At 62.7% G+C, this 23,563-nt stretch carries 18 protein-coding genes; 15 read left to right on the forward strand and 3 right to left on the reverse strand.

Going from position 1 to position 23,563, the window contains the following annotated elements; translation table 11 throughout:
• Positions 1-85: 85 nt before the first annotated feature.
• The 10 genes from LF599_RS03275 to LF599_RS03320 all read left to right on the forward strand — a co-directional run bounded on the left by LF599_RS03275 (position 86) and on the right by LF599_RS03320 (position 11,634).
• Positions 86-634 carry an A24 family peptidase gene (locus LF599_RS03275; RefSeq protein ID WP_279522276.1) on the forward strand — a complete coding sequence of 183 codons (549 nt, stop codon included), beginning with the start codon at positions 86-88 and terminating at the stop codon, positions 632-634.
• A gap of 11 nt (positions 635-645) precedes the next feature.
• Positions 646-1,455, forward strand: a complete 810-nt coding sequence (cpaB, locus tag LF599_RS03280; protein ID WP_269942837.1) for a Flp pilus assembly protein CpaB — start codon at positions 646-648, stop codon at positions 1,453-1,455.
• 11 nt (positions 1,456-1,466) lie between these two features.
• Positions 1,467-2,894, forward strand: coding sequence for a type II and III secretion system protein family protein (locus LF599_RS03285; RefSeq protein WP_279522277.1), 1,428 nt, complete (start codon positions 1,467-1,469; stop codon positions 2,892-2,894).
• 16 nt (positions 2,895-2,910) lie between these two features.
• Positions 2,911-3,195 carry a hypothetical protein gene (locus LF599_RS03290; RefSeq protein WP_279522278.1) on the forward strand — a complete coding sequence of 95 codons (285 nt, stop codon included), beginning with the start codon at positions 2,911-2,913 and terminating at the stop codon, positions 3,193-3,195.
• A 174-nt stretch (positions 3,196-3,369) separates the two neighbouring features.
• A complete protein-coding gene (locus LF599_RS03295; RefSeq protein ID WP_279522279.1) occupies positions 3,370-4,563 on the forward strand; it encodes an AAA family ATPase in 1,194 nt (397 codons plus the stop codon).
• Positions 4,560-5,984 (forward strand): CpaF family protein, encoded by a 1,425-nt coding sequence (locus tag LF599_RS03300; RefSeq protein ID WP_279522280.1) that lies wholly within the window; start codon positions 4,560-4,562, stop codon positions 5,982-5,984. The genes LF599_RS03295 and LF599_RS03300 overlap by 4 nt, the downstream gene beginning before the upstream one ends.
• 3 nt (positions 5,985-5,987) lie before the next feature.
• Entirely contained in the window at positions 5,988-6,962 is a 975-nt protein-coding gene (locus tag LF599_RS03305) for a type II secretion system F family protein (RefSeq protein WP_269942842.1), read from the forward strand.
• Between the two features lie 10 nt (positions 6,963-6,972).
• Positions 6,973-7,929, forward strand: a complete 957-nt coding sequence (locus LF599_RS03310) for a type II secretion system F family protein (RefSeq protein WP_279522281.1) — start codon at positions 6,973-6,975, stop codon at positions 7,927-7,929.
• Between the two features lie 25 nt (positions 7,930-7,954).
• A complete protein-coding gene (locus LF599_RS03315) occupies positions 7,955-9,310 on the forward strand; it encodes an SPOR domain-containing protein (protein ID WP_279522282.1) in 1,356 nt (451 codons plus the stop codon).
• A 179-nt stretch (positions 9,311-9,489) separates the two neighbouring features.
• Complete coding sequence (locus LF599_RS03320) at positions 9,490-11,634, forward strand: hybrid sensor histidine kinase/response regulator (protein WP_319023430.1); 2,145 nt, start codon at positions 9,490-9,492, stop codon at positions 11,632-11,634.
• A gap of 47 nt (positions 11,635-11,681) precedes the next feature.
• Here the strand turns inward: LF599_RS03320 and LF599_RS03325 are convergent, their stop codons facing one another.
• Positions 11,682-12,941, reverse strand: coding sequence for an HD-GYP domain-containing protein (locus LF599_RS03325; protein ID WP_279522283.1), 1,260 nt, complete (start codon positions 12,939-12,941; stop codon positions 11,682-11,684).
• Positions 12,942-13,371: 430 nt separating this feature from the next.
• Here LF599_RS03325 and LF599_RS03330 point away from each other — a divergent pair, with 430 nt between their 5' ends.
• On the forward strand, positions 13,372-13,719 hold the full coding sequence (locus LF599_RS03330; RefSeq protein WP_279522284.1) for a hypothetical protein: 348 nt from the start codon (positions 13,372-13,374) through the stop codon (positions 13,717-13,719).
• An 80-nt stretch (positions 13,720-13,799) separates the two neighbouring features.
• Here the strand turns inward: LF599_RS03330 and LF599_RS03335 are convergent, their stop codons facing one another.
• Together LF599_RS03335 and LF599_RS03340 are read right to left on the reverse strand one after the other, a co-directional pair.
• Positions 13,800-14,192 (reverse strand): DUF2721 domain-containing protein, encoded by a 393-nt coding sequence (locus LF599_RS03335; RefSeq protein WP_269942850.1) that lies wholly within the window; start codon positions 14,190-14,192, stop codon positions 13,800-13,802.
• Positions 14,193-14,403: 211 nt separating this feature from the next.
• Positions 14,404-17,313: an SIS domain-containing protein gene (locus tag LF599_RS03340; protein ID WP_279522285.1), complete on the reverse strand. Its 2,910-nt coding sequence runs from the start codon at positions 17,311-17,313 to the stop codon at positions 14,404-14,406.
• Positions 17,314-17,552: 239 nt separating this feature from the next.
• Between LF599_RS03340 and LF599_RS03345 the strand changes: the two genes are divergently transcribed.
• The 4 genes from LF599_RS03345 (at position 17,553) to LF599_RS03360 (ending at position 23,545) form a co-directional block, all read left to right on the forward strand.
• Entirely contained in the window at positions 17,553-18,776 is a 1,224-nt protein-coding gene (locus tag LF599_RS03345; protein ID WP_279522286.1) for an ABC transporter substrate-binding protein, read from the forward strand.
• Entirely contained in the window at positions 18,764-21,289 is a 2,526-nt protein-coding gene (locus tag LF599_RS03350) for an ATP-binding protein (protein WP_279522287.1), read from the forward strand. The genes LF599_RS03345 and LF599_RS03350 overlap by 13 nt, the downstream gene beginning before the upstream one ends.
• 104 nt (positions 21,290-21,393) lie before the next feature.
• A complete protein-coding gene (locus tag LF599_RS03355; protein WP_269942857.1) occupies positions 21,394-21,774 on the forward strand; it encodes a response regulator transcription factor in 381 nt (126 codons plus the stop codon).
• A 31-nt stretch (positions 21,775-21,805) separates the two neighbouring features.
• Positions 21,806-23,545 (forward strand): HD-GYP domain-containing protein, encoded by a 1,740-nt coding sequence (locus LF599_RS03360; RefSeq protein WP_279522288.1) that lies wholly within the window; start codon positions 21,806-21,808, stop codon positions 23,543-23,545.
• The last annotated feature ends 18 nt before the right edge of the window (positions 23,546-23,563 follow it).

Raw genomic sequence — 23,563 nt, forward strand, 5'->3', positions numbered from 1 at the left:
CTTTCGGGATGGTCCCGTTAGCCCCGATTCTGTCTCCAGGGGAAGTGGGGACGGCAAGCGGCCAATCAGGCACCTCGGGGGAACCATGGATATTCTCATCATCATCGCGCTCGCGACCGCCCTGGTGACGGCCACCGTCACCGATCTCAAAACCCAGCGCATATACAATTGGCTGACGTTCCCGCTCATCCTCGCGGGATTCGCCACGCACACCGTGTTCGGCGGCTTTGCCGGACTGAAGTTCGCCGCCGGCGGCTTCGCACTCGGTTTCGTGGCCATGGCCATTCCATATTTCATGGGCGTGATGGGAGCGGGTGATGTCAAGCTCATGGCCGGTATCGGCGCATGGCTCGGCCTGGATGCGACCCTGACCGCCTTCCTCTTCACCTGCATCGCCGGCGGCGTCTACGCCCTGGCGGTTCTCGCTTTCAATCCGGAAATTCTCAAGCGGGTCCTGCGCAACATCGTGGCCACCTTTTCCGTGTTCATGGTCAGCCGCCGATTCGATTTCGCCCCCGTTACCGCTGAAAACGCCATGCCGAGACTGTGCTACGGCCTGGCCATCGCCGTCGGAACCGTCGTCGCCATGGGCCTCCAGGCCTGGCTCACCGGCTCCGTCTACACCGGCTATTAATGGAGGCCGCCATGAGCAAGTCCAACAAGGCATTGATTCAGATAGGGCTGGCCCTGGTCCTGGCCATCGTGGCGGGCGTCATGATCTTTCGCTGGACCAGCACCATGAACAAGACCGTTCCGACTGCCGTGAACGACACCGTGCCCGTGGTCGTGGCCAAGTCCGACCTGATTCGCGGCGTCAAGCTGACCGGCGAGATGCTTGAGGTCCGCATGTTCACCAAGGATTCCCGCCCCTCGGGAGCCTTCTCCGAACTCGCGCAGATCGAAGGCCGGGTGCTCAATCAGCCCGTGGGCATGGGCGATGTCCTGACCCCGCTGAAGCTGGCCGACAAGTCAGTCATGGGCGGCGGCGTGTCCGCGCTCATCACTCCCGGCAAGCGCGCCATGGCCGTCAAGGGCAACAGCGTCATGGGCCTGTCCGGCTTTGTCCGTCCCGGCGACAACGTGGACGTCATCGTCTCCATGACCATCGGCCGCGAAGAGAAGCCCGTGACCAAGCTGGTCCTGGAGCGGGTCAAGGTCATCGCCACCGGCACCGAGCTGGCTCCGCCCACCGAGGACGGCAGGACCGCTTCCGTGGACGTCTACACCCTGGAGCTGACCCCGACCGAGTCCGAGCGGCTCGCCCTGGCCGCGACCCAGGGAACCCTGCATTTCGCCCTTCGAAACGAACAGGACGAATCGGATGTCCGGACCAACGGAGCCACGGTGCCCAAGACCCTGGCCGCCCTGCGGCCCACCCGGCAGGTTCGCCAGACCCGGCGCAGCGTAAATATCGAAGTCATCACCGGCACAAACCGCTCGTCGGTCAAGTTCTAGGGGCGTGAGTGATGAAGAAAACCGGAATCATACATTACAGCCTGATAATTCTTCTTGCCTGTCTGGTTCTGCTGACCGCCACCGCGGCCGGAGCCCAGGTGGTCAAGTCAGACAAGCCTGACATGATCTCCATGATCGTCGGCGAGTCCACCGTTATCACCACCGACAAGAACGTCAGCCGGATTTCCCTCGCCTCGGACGTCATTTGTTCCATCGTCGTCATTTCGCCCCGGCAGATTTACCTGACCGCCAACCAGATCGGGTCCACGACCCTGACTCTGTGGGCCGGTGAAGAGGTCTCGGAGATTTACGACGTGTCCGTCGACCCGGACACCACCCGCCTGAAGCGGATGATCTACGAGCTGCTTCCCAATGAGAACAACGTCCGCGTGCTGACCTCCGGCGGCGTCATCACCCTGTCCGGGTACGTGTCCAACACCGCCAACCTCTCGTCGATCCTGGCCCTGGCCGAAGCGGCCGCACCGGGCAAGGTGGTCAACCTCCTGACCGTCGACGGCATCCAGCAGGTCATGCTGGAGGTGCGCGTGGCCGAGATGTCCCGCTCCGCGACCAGGCGGCTGGGCATCAACTTCGCGGCCATCGGCTCCAATTTTTCCGTGTACTCCATCATCAACAACCTGACTCAATACAATACCGATGACGATGTCTTCGAGTTGACCGAGAACATCAACTTCACCGGAAATTACCGCACGGGCAACACCTCCATTCTGGGCATGATCGACGCGCTCAAGGCCAATGGCCTGATCCGCGTCCTGGCCGAGCCGAACCTGACCTGCGTGTCCGGCGAATCCGCCGAGTTCCTGGTGGGCGGCGAGATTCCGTTGCCCATGCCGGGCGCCTTGGGAACCGTGGGCATTGTCTTCAAGCCGTTCGGCATCGGACTGAAGTTCACGGCCACGGTCATGGGCACCGGCCGCATCAACCTTCAGGTCAACCCCGAGGTCTCCGAGCTGGATTATTCCAAGGTCCTGAGCATCGACGGTTACGAGATTCCCAGCCTGACCACCCGCCGGGCCAACACCGTGGTCGAATTGGGCGACGGGCAGTCCTTCGCCATCGCCGGACTTATCAGCGATTCCCTCAGGGAGAACAGCAGCAAGTTCCCGGTGCTGGGCGAAGTTCCCGTGCTCGGCAGCCTGTTCAGCTCCAAGGACTTCGCTTCCAACAAGACCGAGCTGGTGGTGCTGGTCACCGCCCATCTCGCCAAGCCCGTGGACAGGAACTCCATGACCCTGCCCACCGATGATTTCCGGGCCCCGGACGACACGGAGTTCTATCTGATGGGCCTTTTCGAAGGGCGCGGAAAGCATTCGGACAAGTCCTCGTCCATGTCCGGCGGTTCGCCTGCTGGTCCCGAGGTCGTGGTCCGGCCTGAAAACGGATTCGACGGCGAATTCGGCCACTCCTGGCCTCAATAGAGAGATTGGAGGAGTCATGAAAAATATCATCATCTACCTCGGCATGATCGCCATCATGCTCCAGGCCGGTTGCGGAACCATGTTCGAGGCCGAGCACACCACGCCCGACTTCGGCAGCTCGGTGCGAGGCATCATGTTGAGCCAGACGGCGAACCCCGAAGCGGGGCAGGATGACGCCCCGGTGGTCGGCCTGGACGGCCGCTACGCCGCCAAGGTGGCGGAGAACTACAACAAGGGGCCCCGCGACAAGACCGAACGGAACAGACCGTCCATGTTCGGCGTGGTGGATACGAAGCTGTGACCGGCAGGGGCGGTTTCGGACACGGGCGCGGGCTGATCGCCATGCTTCCGAAGTCCCATCCGCCCGGCAACGGCCGGACGTTGTTTGAAAACATGCGGTCCCGCGGGGAAGACGACGGCCTGAATGCCGTGGTTGTCGGGACCGAATAGGCAAGGATAGGGGAAAGGGGGAATCATGAACAGCAGAGTGATACCCATATCGCTGGCAGTCATCGACAAGGAGCAGCGGGACCGTCTGGAAAAGATGGTCGCCGCCAATCCCATGGTTCGGCTGGCCGCCGACGATTCGGACGAGATGGGCGTGCTCATCTACGAGCCCGGCGACTCCGTCGAGGAGGACATGCCGCACATCATCCACGCCCTGGAGTCCGGTCAGGCCGAAGACGTCTACCTGACGGGCAACGCGGCGGACCCCGAGATTCTCATCCGGGCGATGCGCAGCGGCATCCGCGAATATCTCGAATTTCCCGTGGCCGAGAACGACCTGCGCGCGGCGGTTTTGCGCACGGCCATGCGCATGAGCCTGGGCGTGGACGAAACGGACAAGGGGCGCATCCTCACCGTCATGGGCTGCAAGCCCGGCGTGGGGACCACCTCCCTGGCCGTGAACCTGGCCTGCGCCCTGAACGAGAACGCCCCCGGCCGCACGGTGCTCCTGGACCTCCGCCAGCCCATGGGCGAGATTCCCTATTTCCTGGACCTCAAATACGATTACACCTGGGGCGACCTGGTGGTCGACATCTCCCGTCTGGACGCCACCTATCTGCGCAGCGTCATTTCCGAACACGAATCCGGCTTGCACGTTCTGCCCGGTCCGGTCTCCACGGACCGTCCCGACGACCAGACCCTGCTCCTTATTCTGGAACAGCTCCGCGGCGCGTATGACTTCGTGGTGGTGGACGCTTCCACCCCCGGCGACGACGATCTGCCCAAGGAAGTGGAGTTGGCGGATTCCATCCTGCTGACCATGCAGCTCTCCCTGCCGTGTTTGGCCCACGTGGCCCGGCTGACCGAATCCCTCGGCGGCCAGGACCCGGACACGGATCGGCGGCTTCGCGTGATCGCCAACCGCGTGACCCGTAACGCCTCCATCGGTATTGCCGAGGCGGCCGAGGTCCTGGGCCGCGAGATAGCCTGGTCCATTCCCGAGGACGGGGACTCCGTTCTTTCCGCCATCAACCAGGGCACTCCGCTGATCCAGGCCTTTCCCAAGTCGCCCTCGGCCAAGGCCGTGCGGACCGTCGCCAAGGGCTTTGCGCCCGAGCGGAAGAAGACCGGCAAGGGCTTCGGCCTGCCGTTCGCCTCATTCTTCCGCAAAAAAGGCAAGGACTCGGACACCAATGACAATCTGGCGGGAGCGGCCTTATGAACCTCGCGGAACGATTGAACAGGAACGCGGCAAGGCGCGGCGCGTCCGCTGCCTCCAAGGCGACGGACAAGCCCAAGGCCAAGGTCAAGATCAAGGCGAAGGCCGAGCCCCAGGCCGTCAAGGCCGAGGCGGCCGAACACTATTTCGACATCAAGACCCGCATTCATGACCGGCTCATCGACATGATCGACCTCTCGCTCCTGGACTCCCTGGCCGAGTCCGAGATGCGCAGCGAGATCGGCAAGGTCACCGAAGGACTGCTCTGGGGCGAGTTCCGCAACGCGCCTTTGAATCTGGCCGAGCGCAAGCGGATGCTGGCCGAGATCCAGGACGAGGTCATCGGCCTGGGGCCGCTGGAGCCCTACGTTCAGGACCCCACGGTCAACGATATTTTGGTCAACGGCTACAAGCAGATCTACGTCGAGCGTTCTGGCAAGCTGGAATTGACTCCGGCCCGGTTCAAGGACGACGACCACCTGCGCAAGATCATCGACCGCATCGTCTCCCTGGTGGGACGGCGCATCGACGAATCCCAGCCCTTGTGCGACGCCCGCCTGCTCGACGGCTCGCGCGTCAACGCGGTGATTCCTCCCCTGGCCATCGACGGCCCGTCGCTTTCCATCCGTAAATTTTCCAAGGACCCGCTGGAAGTGACCGATCTCATCGGTTTCAATTCCCTGACGCCGGAAATGGCAATGCTCATGAAGGGCATCGTCCAGACCCAGCTCAACGTGCTTATCTCCGGCGGTACCGGCTCGGGCAAGACCACCCTGCTCAACTGCCTGTCGCGCAACGTGCCCGAGGACGAGCGTATCGTGACCATCGAGGACGCGGCCGAGTTGCAGCTCAAGCAGGAACACCTGGTCCGTCTGGAGACCCGCCCGGCCAACATCGAGGGGCGCGGCGAGATCACCATGCGCGACCTGGTCAAGAACTGCCTGCGTATGCGCCCCGACCGCATCATCGTCGGCGAGGTCCGTTCCGCCGAGGCCCTGGACATGCTCCAGGCCATGAACACCGGCCACGACGGGTCCCTTACTACCATTCACGCCAACACCCCGCGCGACGCGCTCATGCGTCTCGAAACCATGATCTCCATGGCCGGGCTGAATCTCAACCCCCTGTCCATGAAGCGCTACATCTCCTCGGCCATCGACGTCATCATCCAGGCCACCAGGCTGGTGGACGGCACCAGAAAGGTCATCTCCATCCAGGAAGTGACCGGCATGGAAGGGGAGATGATTACCATGCAGGAGATATTCGCCTTCGAGCAGACCGGCGTGAGCCCGGAAGGCAAGGTCGAAGGGTATTTCACCGCCAGGGGCATCCGGCCCAAGTTCGCCGAGAAGCTGGAACGCATGGGCTTCCCGTTCCCCACGGACATGTTCAACGTGACCCCCAGGCCCGCGAGGAAGGAGTAAGCCATGACCATGACTCTTCTCATCGCCGCCGTGGGCGTGGTTTTCGTCTTCCTGCTCGTCATGGGCATCGGCTCGCTCATGCAGTCCGGCTCCGACAAGGTCGACCGCCGCGTCAAGGACCGCCTCCGCTCCATGGCCCTGTCCGCCGATCTCAACGCCGAATCCGTGGACCTGGTCCTGCGCGAATCCGCCATGAGCGAAGTGCCCATGTTCAACAGGTTCCTCGAAAGTATGCGCTGGTCCGCCAAGTTCAGCAGGCTCATGTATCAGGCCGACGCCAAGGGCGCGCCGGGCATGTACCTGCTGCTTTGCATGTTGCTGGCGGTCATCGGTTTTTACGCGGGCACCTTCTCCGGCAGGGTGTGGGTTTCGCTGGCCGCGGCCATCATGCTCGGCAATATCCCGGTCTGGCTTCTGATGGCCAAGAAGCGCAAGCGCATGGACAGGTTTCAGAAGCAGCTCCCCGAGGCCCTTGATCTCATGGCCAGGGCGCTCAAGGCCGGACACACCTTCGGCGGCGGGATGCGCATGGTCGCCGACGAGTTCGACGGTCCCATCGGCCCCGAGTTCGGCAAGACCCTGGACGAGATCAACTACGGCATGGACGTGGACCGCGCGCTCTCCAACCTGCAGGAGCGGGTGGACTGCCCGGACCTCAAGTTCTTCGTGGTCTCGGTGAACATTCAGCGCGAAACCGGCGGCAACCTGGCCGAGATCATCGCCAAGATCGCCGCCCTGGTGCGCGAACGGTTCGCCCTGTTCGGCAAGATTCGGGTCCTGTCGGCCGAAGGGCGGGTGTCCGCGTACATCCTTGTGGCCCTGCCGTTCCTGCTGACCGGCATCCTGTACGTGGTCAACCCGGACTACGTCAGCCTGTTGTGGACCCGGGAACTCGGCCAGAACATGGTCTGGGCAGCGCTCATCTCCATGGTCTTCGGCGCGCTCATCATCCGCAAGATCATCAAGATCAAGGTGTAGGGAGGACGGCATGAACGATCAGATTCTTCCCCTGTTCGCCGCAGGCATCGGCTTCGTCTCCGTGCTCCTGGCCGGCTACGGACTCATGGGCTACCTGAGCGGCGCAAGCGACTCCGCGCGCCTCAAGGAGCGGGTCTCGGGCACGGCGGTCAAGCGTTCCGACGCCCTGACCGCGCCGCTGGGCAGCGCAATAAAGCGGTTCGTGGACCTGTTCGGCAGGCTGGGCACCAAGATCGGCCCCACCGAGGCCGCCGAGATCGACAAGGGTCGCCTTCGCCTCATCCAGGCCGGGCTGCGCAAGGCCGATTCCTACAAGATTTTCCAGGGCCTCAAGGGATTCCTGGCCGTGGGGCTGGGCGGTGGCTTCCTTCTTTTCCGGTTCCTGTTCATGCCCGACATGGCCCTGCCCGCGACCGGCTTCGGCTTCGTCCTTCTGGCCGCCGTCGGCGTATACGGCCCAGAGTACTGGCTGAGCAAGAAGATCTCCAGGCGCAAGATGGACGTGGGCGACGAGCTGCCCGACGCCCTCGACCTCCTCGTGGTTTGCGTGGAGTCCGGCATGGGCTTGGACCAGGCCGTGGACCGCGTCTGCCAGGAAATGAAGACCTCCGGGCCGATCATCAGCTCCGAGTTCAAGCTGCTCACCCTGGAGCTTCGCGCGGGCAAGTCCCGCATAGAGGCCCTCCGCTCCATGGCCGAAAGAGTGGGGCTGGACGACCTGAACAGCCTGACCTCCCTGCTCATCCAGGCCGACGCCTTCGGCATCAGCGTCGGCCGGACCCTCCGCGTCTATTCGGACGCCATGCGCGTCAAGCGTTCCCAGCGCGCCGAGGAAAAGGCCGCGAAGATGCCGGTCCTGCTGCTCCTGCCGCTCGTGACATTCATTCTTCCGTCCCTGTTCGTGGCCATCCTCGGACCGGCGGTCATCATGAGCCTGGATATGTTCGTCGAGATGAACAAACAGTAGCGCGGAACCGTAAAGGAGAACCAAAATGAAGAAGCTTTTCATCATCTCAATCGTCGTTTTCGCCGGGATCGCCCTGTCCGGTTGCGCGAACAAGTCCCTCAACGACAAGACCTTCGACGAACTGGCGTACGGGGAGGAGTCCTCGGTCAACCTGTCCAGCGAACAGCACGAGCAGGTGGGCGACGGTTATCTCCGCCGCGCCAAGCCCGAAATGGCCATGGTTCATTTCAACAAGGCCATCGAGCTTGACGAAAACAATCTCGTGGCCCGCGTCAAGCGTGGCAACCTGTTGCTCTCCCAGGGGCTGGACGAACAGGCCCTGACCGAATTCAACGCGGTTCTCAAGAAGAACCCAGACCACGCCATCGCCAACGAGGCAGCGGGCTGCGTGTACTTCCGGGCCGGTCTGTACGACGAGGCCGAGACGCACCTGAGCCGTGCCGTGGCCCTCAACCCCATGCTTTGGAGGGCTCATAACTTCCTGGGCATCCTCCATGACCGCGCAGGCCGGTACGACAAGGCCGCCGAAGAATTTTCCGCCGCTCTCGAACTGCATCACGGGAATGGCGCAGAGGATATCTACAACAATCTGGGCGTGGTCTACATCGCCCGGAAGCAGTACGACAAGGCGGTGGAAACCTTCCGCCGGGCATTGAAGAACGGGGGCGTTTCCGCCCGCACCTACAACAACCTCGGTCTGGCCCTGGCCCGCATGGGCCGCCTGGACGAGGCCATCGAATCCTTCAAGTACGCCGGTGGTGAAGCCAAGGCCAACAACAATCTCGGGTACGTCCTGCTGACGGAGAATCAGCCGGGCAAGGCCGTGCCGTATTTCGAGAAGGCCCTTGAGCTGTCCCCCCGCTACTACGTGAAGGCTGCCGACAACCTGAAGCGCGCCCGACTGTCGGCCCGCTTTCAGGAGACCGGCACCCAACTCAGTGGTTCCACCCCGAACCCTCTGCTTCGTCAGTCCTTCCCCGACCCGAAGCAGAACCCCGGCGAGCCTGCGGCATCTCCCGCGTCCGCAGGCTCGCCTTCCCCCTCCGCCAAGGTCGTCGAGGCGGCCGTGAAGGAGCAGGGTTCCGGGGGTGAGAAAATAACTTCCCGGCCGAAGTCCTACGGGTTGCACGTCAGCTCCTGGAACAACCGCAAGAACGCCGTCATCCATTGCGATGAGCTTCGCAGACAGGGATTCGAGACCTGGATCAACCAGGTGGATCTCGGCGACAAGGGCGTTTGGTACCGCGTTTTGGTGGGCAACTTTGCCACGACCAGGCAGGCCAGGGCCGAACGCGCCGACGTGCTGGCCATCCTGAACCTCGATCACGCGCAGGTCTTCGAGCGCACGGACTCCATGCCCGCCGCTTCTGCGCAGCTTTAGCTCGATCAATGGCCTTTAAAGGCACCGGTCCACACGACACCCCGGACAGGCTGGCGGACGCCGACCGTTCCGGGGTGTCCGCCGCGTGGTTCAACCTTCCCTTTTTCGGTGGATTTCCGTATGTTTCATCGCAGGACATGATGCACGTTGCGGGCCTGAACCGACCGGGGAGACACAATTTGGCCGAACGCACCAACCGCTTCCGCGTTCTCACCGTGGACCATGACGAGTCCATGCGTATGCTTTACCGCGATATCCTCTGCTACGAGAGCGAGGAGCCGTCGGCCCTGGAGGCGTTGTTCGGCGACGACGCGCGCCTGCCGTCCCGGGAGGAGATCGACGAGGACGCGATCCGGCCGGTTTTCGAAGTGGTCCAGGCAATGGATGCCGAGAGCGGGTATATGGCCATGGAACACTCCATCGCCAGGGGCGAGCCGTTCTCCATCGCGCTCGTCGACATTCATCTTTCCGATCTGGGCGAGGCGTTGCTTGGCCTCGAACTGGCCGAGAGCCTGCGGAGCCTGGACCCGAATGTGGAGATAGTGCTCCTTTCGGCCCGTCATAGCGTTCCTCTCAAGGAGTTCAACAAGCGGGTTCAGCCGCCCGAGAAGCTGCTCTTCGTCCAGAAACCGTTCCGCTCCCCGGAGCTGAAGCAGATCGCCCTGTCCCTCGGGTCCAAGTGGGATGCGGAAAATCGGCTGCGGGACCTGAACGAGACCCTGGCGAGCAAGGTCGAGGCCCGGACTAGCGAACTCAATGCGGCCAACCGGCGGCTGCGGCTGGACATCGCCAAGCGAGCGGCGGTACTGCGCGAGTTGCAGGCCTCGGAGAAACGCTACCGGCTGCTTTTCGAACGGAATATCACCGGCAACTTCGCGGCCGACCCGGACGGCGGCATTCTGGACTGCAACGCAACCTTTGCCGAGATGTTCGATTTCCTTTCTCCCAAGGACGCCCTGGGGGCGAACATCTTCGACTTGTGGGAGCGGGCCGGGGGCGGCGAGCCCCTGCGCGACCTGCTGTCCGTTCCCGGGCGCATGTCCAACCAGGAGGTGGTTTTCACGCGCGGCGTGCTCAGGCGACATCTCCTGGTCAGTTGCGACACGGTGGCCGGCGTCGAGGGCGATCCGGTGGAACTTCGCGGCTATCTTTTCGACATCTCCGAGCCCAAGCGGCTTGAGGAGCAGTTGCGCCAGTCCCAGAAGATGGAGGCGCTCGGCACCCTGGCCGGGGGCATTGCCCACGACTTCAACAACATCCTGGGCGTCATTCTGGGCTACGCCGAGATCATCGAATCGTCCGCCGAGCCGGATTCGGGCCTGGAGCGGCGAATCCGGGAGATATCCAGGGCGGGCCGCCGGGCGCGCGATCTGGTCACCCAGATACTCAATTTCTCCCGGCAGGGGCCACAGGAGCGGCACTCCATGACCCTCACTCCGCTTATCAAGGAGGCGTTGAAGCTGCTCAGGTCCAGCGTGCCTTCCAACGTGGAGATCATCACGCGGTTCGAAACCGACCGGGACCAGGTCATGGCCGACCCCACCCAGATGCACCAGATTTTGCTCAATCTTTGCGGCAACGCCTCCCAGGCCATGCAGGTGACGGGCGGAGCTGTGACCCTCACCCTGGCCGACGTGCGGCCGGACGATCCGGTGTTGCCGCCCGGCGATCTCGGCAAGGCCGAGCGGTTCGTGCGGATGACCGTGGCCGACACCGGGCCGGGCATCGCCCCGGATGTGGCCGAGCGCGTCTTCGATCCCTTCTTCACCACCAAGAAGCAGGGGGAGGGAACCGGTATGGGGCTGGCCATGGTCCACGGCATCGTCAAGCGTCACGACGGCTACGTGGAGCTGGAGAACCATCCGGGCAGCGGCGCGGCCTTTCATGTCTTTCTGCCGCGCAGTTCCGAGACGGCTCGCCCGGACGCGGACATTCCCGCCGACCTCGTGTTCCGCGAGGGGCGCATCCTGTTCGTGGACGACGAGAAGCCGCTCACGGACATCGGCCGCGAGATGCTGGAGTCCTTCGGATTCCAGGTGGTCGCGCGCACATCCTCCATCGAGGCGCTGGAAGCCTTCAAATTCCGGTCCGACGACTTCGACCTGATTATCACCGATCAGTCCATGCCCAACATGACCGGCATGGAGTTTGCCCGCGAGGTCCTCAAGATTCGCGCGGACATTCCGATTATCCTGTGCACGGGCTTCTCGGACGCGGTGTCCTACGACCGGCTGCGCGACATCGGCATCGGCGACTTCATCATGAAGCCCATCCTCAAGCACGACCTGATGGCGTCCATCAGCCGCCTGCTGTCCGGCGAATAACGCCGCGTGGATTCGGGGAAAACGGGACTAAGCGCGTTTCGGTCCGGCTATGCGGGGTTCACGTAGTAGGTGATGCGGGTGCGAGGGGAGAGATATTCGAGCATTTCCGGGGAGAGCTGGGCCAGGCGGATGGATTTTTCCACGCGCAGGTCCGGTTCGTCGGCCAGGTCCACGATGAGGGCTTCCTTTTTGGGCACGTCCGGATCGTAGAGCATGACGCTCGGGTTGAGCTGGTTCTTGGGGTTCACGGCCATGACCATGCCCACCTCGCCGTTGGACAGCTCCACCACGGTGCCGGGCGGGTACACGCCCAGGCAGCGGATGAACAGGGCGAGCAGCTCCACGTCGAAGAGGTGCTTCTGCTGGCCGAACATGTAGGACAAGGCCAGGTACGGGGTCAGGGACTCCATGGGATCGGGCCGGTTGCAGTGGTTGTCGTAGGCGTCGGCAATGGCGACCACGCGGGCCAGCCTGTCTATCCTGTCTCCGGCAAGTTTTTGGGGAAAACCCGATCCGTCCATGCGTTCGTGATGTTGCGCCGTAACCATGGCCGCCTTGCGCGGGAAGACGTCGATGGCCGCCAGCATGGCCGCGCCGTGGGCGGGGTGCCGTTCGAGGAGTTCCTTTTCCGGCCGGGTCAGTTCGCCTCGTTTCTTCAGGATTTTCTTCGGGATGCGGTCCTTGCCTATGTCGTGGAACAACGCGCCCAGGCCCAGGATGGTCATCTCCTCTTCGGAGAGCCCGGCCTCCTTGCCCACGATCATGGACAGCACGGCCACGTTCATGGGGTGCGAGTACGCGGATTCGCCCCGGTCCATCACGTTCATCAGATGCAGGGTGGACTCGCGGTCGTCCAGAAAGTAGCCGGTCATGCGCGAAACGAAGCGCGCGGCGTCGGCGACCGCGTCGGCCTGTCCGGCGGTCACGCCCTTGAGGATGTCGTTGAAGGCCCTGATGCAGGCGTTGAAGCGTTCCTCGCACAGGGCGATGCGCTCCTTCTTCCGTTTCAGCCTGAGGGTGCGCTCCTTCTTGACCTCCCACAGCCGGTCGATGACCTCGCGCGGCACGGGCTCGGATTCGGGCCGGGCCGTCTCCCCGGCCTTGGCCGGGACGGAGGGCAGGACGTCGCATTTTTCGGGAATGCAGATCACATGGGTGATGCCCAGGCTTCGTATGAGGGATATCTGGTCGTCATCCCTGACCTTGAAACTGCTGAAAAGGAACGGGTGCTCGAACCAGTTGGTTTCTTCCAGCCGGATGAAGACGCCCGGCTTGAGCTGGGCTACCGAGATGCGGAGTTCGGGCACGTTTTTGTCCACCATGCGCGGGAATATACAACATTGCGAAGTTTCCGACAACAGTTAAGGATGAAATGTTCGTTTAACCGCTTGATTAATAAAGAATTCATTAATTTTATGTTCGTTGTTCGCAATTTTGTACGGGACGTTGTCCCTAATCGGCCGGAAATCGGACAGACCCGCCTTTTCCGTGAAAAGCGTTGCCAATATATTCGAAATGGTTTAATTCTGTAGCAAGTAGGTAGGTTTTCCACATCCTTTCACTGTGGGAAAATTGAATTAAGGCGGTTTGTTTATTATGACGAAGAGCGCAGGCTCCGGGAGGCGCTTTCCGGTCGGCTTTTTTGCAGTCTTCTTCTTTTTCGTAGCCGTTGGCGGACTGGTTTATTTCCAGACGGATTTGTTCAAGAGCGTTTCTCGGGAACACGGTCTGTCGGGCATGGTCTCCGTAAGAGGGATGGTCTCCCTCGAACGGCTGGCGTTGTCCGACCGGGAGGTCGAGGACATCAACCGGGCCGTGGAGCGATATCGCGACACGTTTACCGGCGTGATCCTCACGGTGGACACCGTTGGGCGCGTGGACGAGATCACCCCGTCAACGGTGCTCGTCTTCGCCGTGGAGTTGCAGACCGGCGGGGATTTGGTGGTCAAGTCCTGGAGCCGCAAGGTCCCGCGAGAAAAGATGGTCTCCCAACTGGTCGGCTACATGGGAAAGGCCGCCGGGGAGTACAAGGATTTCAAGCGGTTCCCCGACGTTAAACAGAATTTCAAGACCTTGTATATCTAGCCCGCCGAAAAGCGTTTGCAAAAGGCCCCGGACAGTTGTCCGGGGCCTTTTTTTTTTGTGTTGTCCGACAGCCTGTCGGATCAGCGTTGTTCCATGTCCTGAAGGAGAATGTCCAGGGCCTGGATGGAGATGCGGATCTCGAGAAACGAGTAGAGCATGGAGATTATCAGGAACAGAAGGCTCGCGCCGAACAGGATTTGCCCTGCGAGCATTAATTCCTGGAAAATGCAGACCATGGCGAAGATACAGGCGAGCATGGACAGGACGCCGTAGACCTGCATGTGGCGGATCATGCGTACCCGCGTCCGCAGATTGTCGATCTGGGCCAGGATGGATTTGTCCGGTGAACGCCGGTATTCGTCGTGAAGGGTGCGGATGCGGGCCGCCAGCGAGAGGAAGCGGTTGGTGAAGGCGAGCATGAACAGGGAGATTGCGGGGAAGAGCAGGGCCGGAGTGGTGACGGTCATCTGCATGGGAGCCTCGTACAGCGTCCCGGCTGTGCGGCCGAGCGCGTTTGGATAGCGGTTTCGGGGGACCGTCCGGCTTTCGTGGCGGAAGTCCGGACGATCGAATGCTAGCCGATCGGATGGCGGAAGTAAATCGGTGCGGGCCGGGCCGAGGCTGCCCGTAAAAAAGGCCGGACGCGCTCGCGCCCGGCCTTTGCCGTTGTTTTGGTCCGTCCGTCTACCCCTGCGGCCTGGAGATGCCGACGGTGACGGTTTTTGCCTGGTGGCGGATGGTGTCGATGGGGCGGGTCATTTCCTCGATGGCCTTGTTGAGGACCGTAAGGATGTCGGCCAGGCGCGCTTCGGTGGCGCAGATGGCCTCGGACTGGTTGACCAGCCAGAGCATATAGTTTGCCAGGGACGAGGCCACGCGGGCGGGCAGGGCCGAATCCGTCGCCCCGGAGGCGATCCGCTCGTTGCATTTGTTCAGCGACACCAGGAGCTTGCCCCGGTCGAACCGGGCCGTGTCCTCAAGCATCTCCGCAATGAGGGCGCGGGCCTGGCGGAAGGGCTCGGCATGGGCGTCGATGGCCTTGGCCGCCGACACGCCCCACCAGTGGCCAGCCACGGTCTCCAGCACGAAATCCAGGCCGCCGCCCACGCGGGGCACCTTGATGGTCGCCTCGGCCACGGCGTCGAAACGGTCCTCGTCCTCGGCGCAGAACACGATGGGCGAACCGTTGTGCGCCTTGAAGATCGTGGTCTCCTTGACCGTGTCCGTGACCACCATTTCGGGCAGGTCGGAGGCCATGACCAGGGTCAGCGGCTCGGTGGACAGGTCGATGTGCTTCTTGTCCTCGGTGACGTCGCACGGGATGGATTTATAGCACAATTCCGAGAGCTTGATGCGCACTTCCTGGGCGGCCACGCAGTTGGAGCCGTTGCCGACCAGCGCCCAGTAGCGGTGCACGGGCGCGAACTTCCTCGCCACTTCGGCGATGGCCTCCTTGGTCTCCAGCACCCGGTCGATGCGGCCGGGCAAATTCTCCAGCGACTCGATCTCGCCGAGAATGGCGGGCCGGTCCAGGGTGCCGAGGATGTCGGCCAGCCACAGGGACAGCAGCTTGCCCGCCGCGATCTGGGAATAGAACGCCTTGGTCGAGGCAACTGCCATCTCCACGTCGCGGCCGTTGGAGGTGTAGATGTACGAGTCGGACTTCTGCACCAGCGGCGAGTTGCGCCGGTTGACGATGCAGTTGACCCACGCGCCCCGGTCGCGGCAAAGGTCCACCACCCGGTTGGTGTCCGTGGTGGTGCCCGACTGCGACACAGGGATCAGGAACGCGTCGTCCATGCGCTCTTCGCCCATGAATCCGATCAGCTCCGAGCCGGTGTACGGCTCGATGGATATGCCCGTGCCCGACAGGGTGCGCCGCAGGAGTTGGGCCACGGCCATGGCGGCCACGGCGGCCGTGCCCTGGCCCACGCAGATTATCCGGCGGATGGGATGCTCGGTGTCGCGGAACCGTTCCACCAGGGCCGGGCCGTGCCCGAATCCCTCGGGCAGGAATTCCACCCCGCCGTTCTTCTTGAGATATTTCCCGTGCAGGGTGTTGCGCACCGAGTCCGGGGCCTCGTGGATTTCCTTCTCGATGTAGTGGGTGAACTCGCCCCGGAAGATGTCCCTGGAGAAAATCTCGATCTTTTCCTCGGCCAGCTCGACGGGCTCGCCGTTGTCCAGGTACCGGGCCACGGGAATGGCGTCCTCGGGGTCGGTGTCTTTGAGGACCACGGATACGCCGCCCTGCCTGTGCACGGCCACGGGGAAGGAGGAGCGGGCGCGGGCGGCCATGCCGTAGGCCTCGCTCGCCACCAGCCAGCCGTCCCGGGTCCTGCCGATGTAGAAGGATTGGCCCGACCCCTTTTGGGCCAGGAACTGGGAGTCGAAATCATTGAGGTTCTGCATGACCACGGCCAGGGAGCCATCGCACCGCCTGAGCACGTTGCGGAACCGCTCCTCGGCGTCGCCCTTGTTCTCCACGCCCAGGTGGAAAAGCACGGGCAGGATCTTGGCGTCCGTGGAGATGGCGGGCGGAATGAGCGCACCCTTGGCCAGGACCGACTCCTCGACCAGGGTGCGGTAGTTGTCCACGTCGCCGTTGAGCACGAACATGGTCTTTTCCAGCCCGGTGGACATGTCGCCCTCGACCAGCCCGTCCACGGGGTGGCAGTTGGGCACGGAAATGATGCCGTTGGACGCCCAGCGGGTGTGGGCGATGATATTCAGGGTCTGCAACCCCTCGGACATGGTCCAGAGCAGGTCGTCGCGCCGGATGAAGTCGCGCAGGGCCGCGCCGTTGTCCCCGAGCTGGCCCACGAGCTGGGCCACCTTGTAGAGGAAGCGGCAGGCGGTCCGGCCGTCGGCGAGCTTGCGCACCAGCACCTGCCGGGTGTCGGCGTTGCCGATGGAGCAGCGGTCCGCCAGCTTCTGCTTCTGCTCGGCGGTCAGGGCCAGCTCCGGGTCCGCGCCCTCGGGCAGGATGAAGGCCAGGGCCACGCCCGCCGAGTCGCGGCCGCGCACTTCGAGCTTGTCGATGGACTGGAGGACCTGCTCGGCTCCCCAAGCCAGGAAATGCCGGTCGCGGGCGTCCGGTGCGTCGGCCAAGTCGCCGGGCATGAGCGACAGGGTGCGGTCCCTGTTGACCAGGACCTCCTGCTCGATCTGCCACAAATAGTCGTCCAGGGTCTCGCGCAACCCTTCGAGCTCGTCGGTGCGCGGTCCCTGCTCCAGCTTCACGGCAGCCGCGTTGCGCAGGTTCCGGAGGGTGTCCCGGATGGACGAAAGCGCCCGCAACGCCTCGGGATCGCTCACGAGCCGCATGTGCAGCCCAAAGGACATGAGGTCGTAGAACCGCTCCGCCAGCTCATCCAGCGGCTTGGCGGCGTCGAGAAGGTCCGGGGTTTCGCGGATTTCAGTGAAAGCTGCGTCGAGAGAGAAGAGCCAGTCGATGTCCGGCGTCTCCAACCATTTTTTATTGCTTAAGAAACTGGCGATACCACACATGGCGGTCGTGTACTCCTGGTGGATGGTTTCGGTGCAGGACGGCGGGGCGGCGCGGAAATGCATGGCGCGCCGGGCGTCTTGCATGGATTCGTTGAATTACTGCACATGCCTTGGCTTGGCAAGGGTGGGACGGGGTCGGTGGCGGGCCGGGAGCGGGGGAGGGGAGGAGTTGTGGGGGCGGGACATTTGAATGAAGAAAGTGATTAAAACAATCTTTTCAACATGTAATGAACATGTTACGGGTAAACCAAAATATGTTGGGAGGATCAGGGGAGTATGATGATCCAGGGGAAGCTTGCATGAAGTCAGGCGCGGCGCGTTGTGTGTGGACCCTGATTGTCCTGTGTCTGGCGCTTTCGGGCGCGACGGCGCGGGCTCAGGACACGGCGCGCTACGTTCTCGGCATGTCAGCGGCCTTCACCGGCTCCAGCGACGGCCTGGGGGTGGAGCTTTACCGGGGCTCCATGGCCTATTTCAACTATCTCAACGAGCACGGCGGCATCAACGGCAAGCCGGTCTCCATCCGCATCCTGGACGACGGCTATCAGCCCGGCCCGGCCATCGACAACACCATCGAGTTCCTGCGGGGGGAGGAACCGCTCTGCCTGTTCAATTACGTGGGCACCCCCACCGTGACCCGCATTTTGCCCCTTCTCAAGGGATATTCCGGGCGCAGGAAGCTGCTCTTCTTTCCTTTTTCCGGGGCTGAACCGCAACGCGAGTTGCCCTATGGCCGCTACGTGTTCAACCTTCGCGCCTCCTACCGCAGTGAGCTGGCCGGTCTGGTGGACCGGTTCCTGCGCCTCAATCGCAAGCGGTTGGCGGTTTTTTATCAGGCGGACGCCTTTGGACGAAGCGGCTGGGACGGCGCGCACAGGGCGCTCAAGTCGCGGGGGTTCAGTCTGGTGGGCGAGGCGACCTACCGGCGCGGGGCGCGTTTCGGGGAATCCATGAAGCGGCAGGTGGAGATTCTCATGCGTGCGAATCCGGATGCCATCCTGTCCATCGGTTCGTATGCGGCCTGTGCGGCCTTTATCCGGGACGCCCGCGACATGGGGCTTGAAGCGCCCATCGCCAACGTGTCCTTCGTGGGCAGCGAGAAACTCCTTCAACTGTTGCTCGATGCGGGGCGGATGCGGGGACGGGATTACACGACCAACCTGGTCAATTCCCAGGTGGTCCCGAGTTACGAGGATCTGAGTCTGCCCGCCGTGCGCGAGTATCGCGATCTCATGGACCGTTACGCCCCGGAGGCCCCGGAGCTGTCCGACCGGGATTATGCGCCCCTGCGCTACAGTTTCACCAGTTTCGAGGGGTTCCTCAACGCCAAGGCCATGGCCCGCATCCTGGAGGCGTACGACTCCGCGCCCGAGCAGGGGCTCGGGGCGGCGGCCGAGTCCATCCGCGAGGCGGATATAGGCATCGACGTGCCCATGCGCTTCGGCCCGGACCGGCACCAGGGCGTGGACAGCGTTTATTTCACCATTTTCCGTGACGGCAGGTTCGTGCCCATGGACGAGGGGCAGTGGCGGGCATGGCAACTTTGAGGGGCATGTCCCTGTTCAAGAAGACCGGGTTGGTCACGTTCTGCCTGTTCGGGATCATCTCGGGCCTGACCTCGGTTCTGGCCGCCTGGACCCTGTATGGAATGATGACCAAGGAGTACCTGAGCAAGGGCACGGCCATCGCCCAGTCCATTGCCGGGGCCAGCCAGGATGTTCTGCTCAACCGCGACGCGGCCACGATCCAGTCCATGATCGACCAATATCTCGATATCGAGGGCGTGGCCTACGTGTTCGTGGTGGACGCGGACGGGCTGGTGATTTCGCACACCTTCGTGCCCGAGTTTCCGGCGTTGCTGCGCGATGTCAAAGGCTTTCGGCACGAGATCGCCATAACCTCCCTGGAAATAGAGCCCTATGGGCGGGTTCTCGACGTCAGCGCGCCGGTTTTGGGGGGCATGGCCGGGCATGTGCACGTGGGGATGGGCAGGGAGTTGATCCTGGCGTATTTCTGGGGGGTGCTCCTCAAGATGCAGGGCCTGCTCTTCATCGTATTTTGGGTGTGCGTGGGCATTCTCTATCTGATGATGCGGCGAATTTCACGCCCTCTGGGGCAGCTCACCGATTACGCGAGAAGGCTGGCGGCTCATGATTTTTCGGCGGACATCGACATCCGCTCCCGGGACGAATTGGACGTGCTCGGCCGGGCCATGAAATCCATGGGGCTGGAGTTGGCCCTGCTCTTCTCGGAGATGGAGAGCGAGGTGGGAAAGGCCACCGCCGAGCTGCGGGACAACATGGCCTATCTCTCGGCCATTATCGACAACCTCGCGGACGGCCTGCTGGTGGTGGACGTGAACGGACGGATTTCCGTCATCAATCCGGCCATGCGCGAGTTTTTCGATTTGGGCGACGTGCCTTGCAGCGGAGAGTTCCCCTCCCGATTTTTTCCCGTCGAAGTCACGACCGTGGCCGAGAGAATCCGCCGATGCTCCGGCGAGGTGCTGGCCGCCGAAATTCCGCTGTCCCGGGGACGGACGGGCAAGGCCGTGGGCTCGTCCATTTTTGCCGAGAAGCCTGCCCGTCAGTGCATGGGCGGGGTGCTCCTGGTTCGGGATATCTCCAGGGAGAAGGAGCTGGACCAGCTCAAGACGGATTTCATCTCCACCGTTTCCCACGAGCTGCGGACTCCCATGACCTCTGTGCTCGGTTTTTCCAAGATCATCAGGAAGAAGCTGGAGCAGGCCGTGTTCCCCCTGCTCGCCGGACAAAAGGGCGTGGAGAGGCCCATCAGCCAGGTGCGCGGCAATATGGATATCATCGTGGCCGAGGCCGAGCGGCTGACCGAGCTTATCAACGACGTTCTGGATATCGCCCGCATGGAGGCCGGGGAAATCCGGTGGCGGGACGAGCGCGTGTCCATGGCCGGGGTCCTGAAGCAATCCGTGGAGGCCACCCTTGGTCTGTGGCAGGCCAAGGGGCTTGTCGTGGAAACGGTCGTCGAGGACGGCCTTCCGGATGTGCGGGGCGACCGCGCCCGGCTGGTGCAGGTTGTGGTCAATCTCCTGTCCAACGCGGTCAAGTTCACCGACAGGGGAACGATCCGGTGCGCGGCCGGGCGCGACGGCGACTATGTGCGCGTCTCGGTGGAGGATGAAGGGGCAGGCATCGACATGGACGATCTGCGCATGGTTTTCGACAAGTTCAGGCAGGTGGGCGACACCCTTACCGGCAAGCCCGAGGGCTCGGGGCTGGGACTGCCCATCTGCCGCCAGATAGTGGAACGCCACGGCGGCTCCATTTGGGCCGAGAGCCATGTCGGCAAGGGCAGCGTCTTCACCTTCACCATCCCTGTGGCGGAGGCGAAAGCCCAGTCTGACGGCGAAGCTCCCGTGGCCCCGTTGCCCGGGGTGGAAAGCGCGGTTTGCCGGGCTTGCGGCGAGGTGGTGAAGGAGGCGCGGACCTCGCCGCTGATTCTGGTGGTGGACGACGATCCCTCCCTGCTCGAATATCTTTCCCAGGTTTTCGAGGAGCAGGGATTCGCCGTGTGCGAGGCGCGGAACGGCCAGGACGCCGTGGCCGCGGCCCGTTCGGCAATGCCCGATCTGATTACCATGGACATCATGATGCCGGATATGAACGGCTGCGAGGCCATCGCCCGGTTGCGGGCCATGCCGGAAACCCGCGACATTCCCATTCTGGTCATCACCGCCCTGAGCGGGACTGAGGCCGAGGTGGGGGACATCTCTCTCGTCAAGCCCGTGGACGAAGCCGCTGTACTCGGTTCCGCCCGGGCGCTGCTGTACGGCAGTTCCTGCGGCGACTCCTGCCTCGTCCTCGGCGGGCGGGAGGATTGCGATCTCGACGGGCTGCGGGCGTTGTGTTCGGGCGAGGTGGCCTTCGTCGCGCCCGACGATTTCTGGCATCTGGTCGAGAACGGCTTCAAGGGGACCGTGTTCATTCCCCCGACAGCGGCGGACAAGGTGGACCTGGAGCGACTGACCGGCATCGACGGCGTGTCGGCTGTCATTCTGCCGCCGACGGCTTGCGACAATTAGGTTGTCCCCGTTATTCCAATTGCGAGACCCGCCACTCTTGTGGCATGGTCATACAATTGCAAAATTCTGCTTGATTATGTTCAAACCAGTAAGGAGATTGTGTGATGGCCAAGAAGATCCTCATTGTTGATGACGAGGTTCACATCAAGATGCTGCTTGAGCAAACGCTTGAGGAGCTTGAGGACGAATTCGAAGTGGACCTGTACACCGCCTCCGATGGGGAAGAGGGCTTGGAGTTCATCCGAAGCAAACGCCCCGATCTGGTTTTTCTCGATATCATGATGCCCAAGATGAACGGTTACGAAGTTTGCCGGATCATCAAGGACGATGCCTCCCTCGCGGATGTGAAGATCATTCTGCTTACGGCCAAGGGACAGGAAGTGGACCGCAAACAGGGGTTGGAGCTCGGCGCCATGATGTACATGACCAAGCCGTTCGATCCCGACGAAATCCTGCGGGTGTCCAAGGAACTCCTGGAGCTGTAGCCGGAGCCTTGCCGAAATAGACTCTTTCCGCATGACATTTCTCAAAAAATACATACGTCCCGGCGTATTGCGAAACCTCCTGCGCAAGGCGGCCAAGCTGATCGGCGGCCAGTGTTCCCTGGCCATCAGTTTCGACGGCCAAGTGCTCATCGTGGAAGGTCCGGCCTCCGCCGAAGGGTTCGGCGAGGGCGAGCCGGGAGTGGTCAGCGTTCCGATCCGTTTCGACGAGGAGCATTCGGGCCGGTTGTTCCTGCGTGCCGACGGTTCCGAGGAAGGAACCGGCCTTGCCGACCTGCTCGACCTCGTCGCCTATTCCATCCAGGAACTGGTGGACATGGAACGCGCCCGGCGTTCCATCGCCGAAGAGGCGCTCGCCAAGTACCGCGAGTTGGCCCTGCTGCATCGCTCGGTGCCGAATATCAATACTTCCCTGCACATGCGCGATGTGGTCAACGCGCTCATAGACGAGTGCCGGCTGGAGAACTATCCCGGCGAGCTGGGCATGATCTTCCTGCTGGAACCCAGCCGCAAAATTTTCCGTCTGGCCGTGCAGTTCGGCTTTCCCTTCGGCACCTATCTCCAGCCCATGGTGGACAGCGCGCTGTTCCAGGAGGTCGTCTCCTCGGGCCGGGGCGAGATCGTCAACGACCTGGACAAGGAGTCGCGTTGGGACAATGAACTGCCGGGGCTCGGGTCCATGCTCCTCATTCCCGTCAATTCGCCCAATAGATGCGAGGGCGCGCTCATCCTCGCATCCCGGAACACAGGGGTGTTCGAGGCCGCGCACCGGCGAAGCCTGACCACCCTTGCCTCGGTGGCGGGCATTTCGGTCTCGAATGCCTTCAACTTCGAGGGCATTCAGAAGCTCATGAACGCCATCCTCCAGGCTTTGGCCGAGGCCATCGATTCTCGGGACCCGTACACCGCGGGCCATTCCGAGCGGGTGGCCCATCTGGCCGTGGCCTTTGCCCACGCGTTGAACGAGGCCGGCGGATGCCGGGGTGAAACGTTCAACGACGACGAACTGCGCGAGATTTATTACGCGGGTATCCTGCACGATGTGGGCAAGATCGGCATCAAGGAGGACGTTCTGACCAAGCGCACCCGGCTGTCCGAGCGGCGCATGGACGTGGTCCGGGCGCGGTTTCAGCTCCTGGGCCAGTTCGACGGGTTCGATTGGGGAAGGGCCTATGATTGCCTGTGCGATGTGAACAAGGCCATGGTGCCGGACGCGGCCGATCTGGATTTCGTCCGTGAACTGGGCACCAAGGTCATGCGCCGCGACGGGACCGACCTGCGCTATCTCTACGACGACGAACTGGAGAATCTGCTGCTCACCTACGGCAACCTGACCAAGGACGAGCGCAGGGAGATTCAACGTCATCCGGCCGAGAGCGAGCGCATTTTGCAGCACATTCCCATGCAGGACGGCTACGGCAATCTCCTGACCATCATCCGCCAGCATCATGAGCGGCTGGATGGATCGGGCTACCCCGACGGGCTGGAGGCGGAAGATATTTTGCCGCAGAGCCGACTCATGGCCATCGTGGACATCTACGACGCGGTCACGCAGGAACGGCACTACAAGCCCGCCTATACCCGCAGCGAAGCCATGAAGATTCTCCGCAGGGAAGTGGACGAGGGCAAGCTCGACGCCGACCTGACCGATTTCTTTCTCGCGAATATCGAAAGTATCGAGATGCTTTCCGATCAGGTCAAGGTGACCAGAACCACCCACCTGTCGTCCCTCGGCAATATGTCCAGCCTTTAATTCGGTCGGGTCGGGAGC

It is taken from the genome of Pseudodesulfovibrio thermohalotolerans (assembly GCF_021353295.2).
In the GTDB taxonomy this organism is placed as follows: domain Bacteria; phylum Desulfobacterota; class Desulfovibrionia; order Desulfovibrionales; family Desulfovibrionaceae; genus Pseudodesulfovibrio; species Pseudodesulfovibrio thermohalotolerans.

Bases quoted from the DNA above. Each gene is read 5' to 3' on its own strand.
- LF599_RS03275 (WP_279522276.1), top strand. From the start codon at position 86: ATGGATATTCTCATCATCATCGCGCTCGCGACCGCCCTGGTGACGGCC.
- cpaB (WP_269942837.1), top strand. From the start codon at position 646: ATGAGCAAGTCCAACAAGGCATTGATTCAGATAGGGCTGGCCCTGGTC.
- LF599_RS03285 (WP_279522277.1), top strand. From the start codon at position 1,467: ATGAAGAAAACCGGAATCATACATTACAGCCTGATAATTCTTCTTGCC.
- LF599_RS03290 (WP_279522278.1), top strand. From the start codon at position 2,911: ATGAAAAATATCATCATCTACCTCGGCATGATCGCCATCATGCTCCAG.
- LF599_RS03295 (WP_279522279.1), top strand. From the start codon at position 3,370: ATGAACAGCAGAGTGATACCCATATCGCTGGCAGTCATCGACAAGGAG.
- LF599_RS03300 (WP_279522280.1), top strand. From the start codon at position 4,560: ATGAACCTCGCGGAACGATTGAACAGGAACGCGGCAAGGCGCGGCGCG.
- LF599_RS03305 (WP_269942842.1), top strand. From the start codon at position 5,988: ATGACCATGACTCTTCTCATCGCCGCCGTGGGCGTGGTTTTCGTCTTC.
- LF599_RS03310 (WP_279522281.1), top strand. From the start codon at position 6,973: ATGAACGATCAGATTCTTCCCCTGTTCGCCGCAGGCATCGGCTTCGTC.
- LF599_RS03315 (WP_279522282.1), top strand. From the start codon at position 7,955: ATGAAGAAGCTTTTCATCATCTCAATCGTCGTTTTCGCCGGGATCGCC.
- LF599_RS03330 (WP_279522284.1), top strand. From the start codon at position 13,372: ATGGTCTCCGTAAGAGGGATGGTCTCCCTCGAACGGCTGGCGTTGTCC.
- LF599_RS03335 (WP_269942850.1), bottom strand. From the start codon at position 14,192: ATGCAGATGACCGTCACCACTCCGGCCCTGCTCTTCCCCGCAATCTCC.
- LF599_RS03340 (WP_279522285.1), bottom strand. From the start codon at position 17,313: ATGCAAGACGCCCGGCGCGCCATGCATTTCCGCGCCGCCCCGCCGTCC.
- LF599_RS03350 (WP_279522287.1), top strand. From the start codon at position 18,764: ATGGCAACTTTGAGGGGCATGTCCCTGTTCAAGAAGACCGGGTTGGTC.
- LF599_RS03355 (WP_269942857.1), top strand. From the start codon at position 21,394: ATGGCCAAGAAGATCCTCATTGTTGATGACGAGGTTCACATCAAGATG.
- LF599_RS03360 (WP_279522288.1), top strand. From the start codon at position 21,806: ATGACATTTCTCAAAAAATACATACGTCCCGGCGTATTGCGAAACCTC.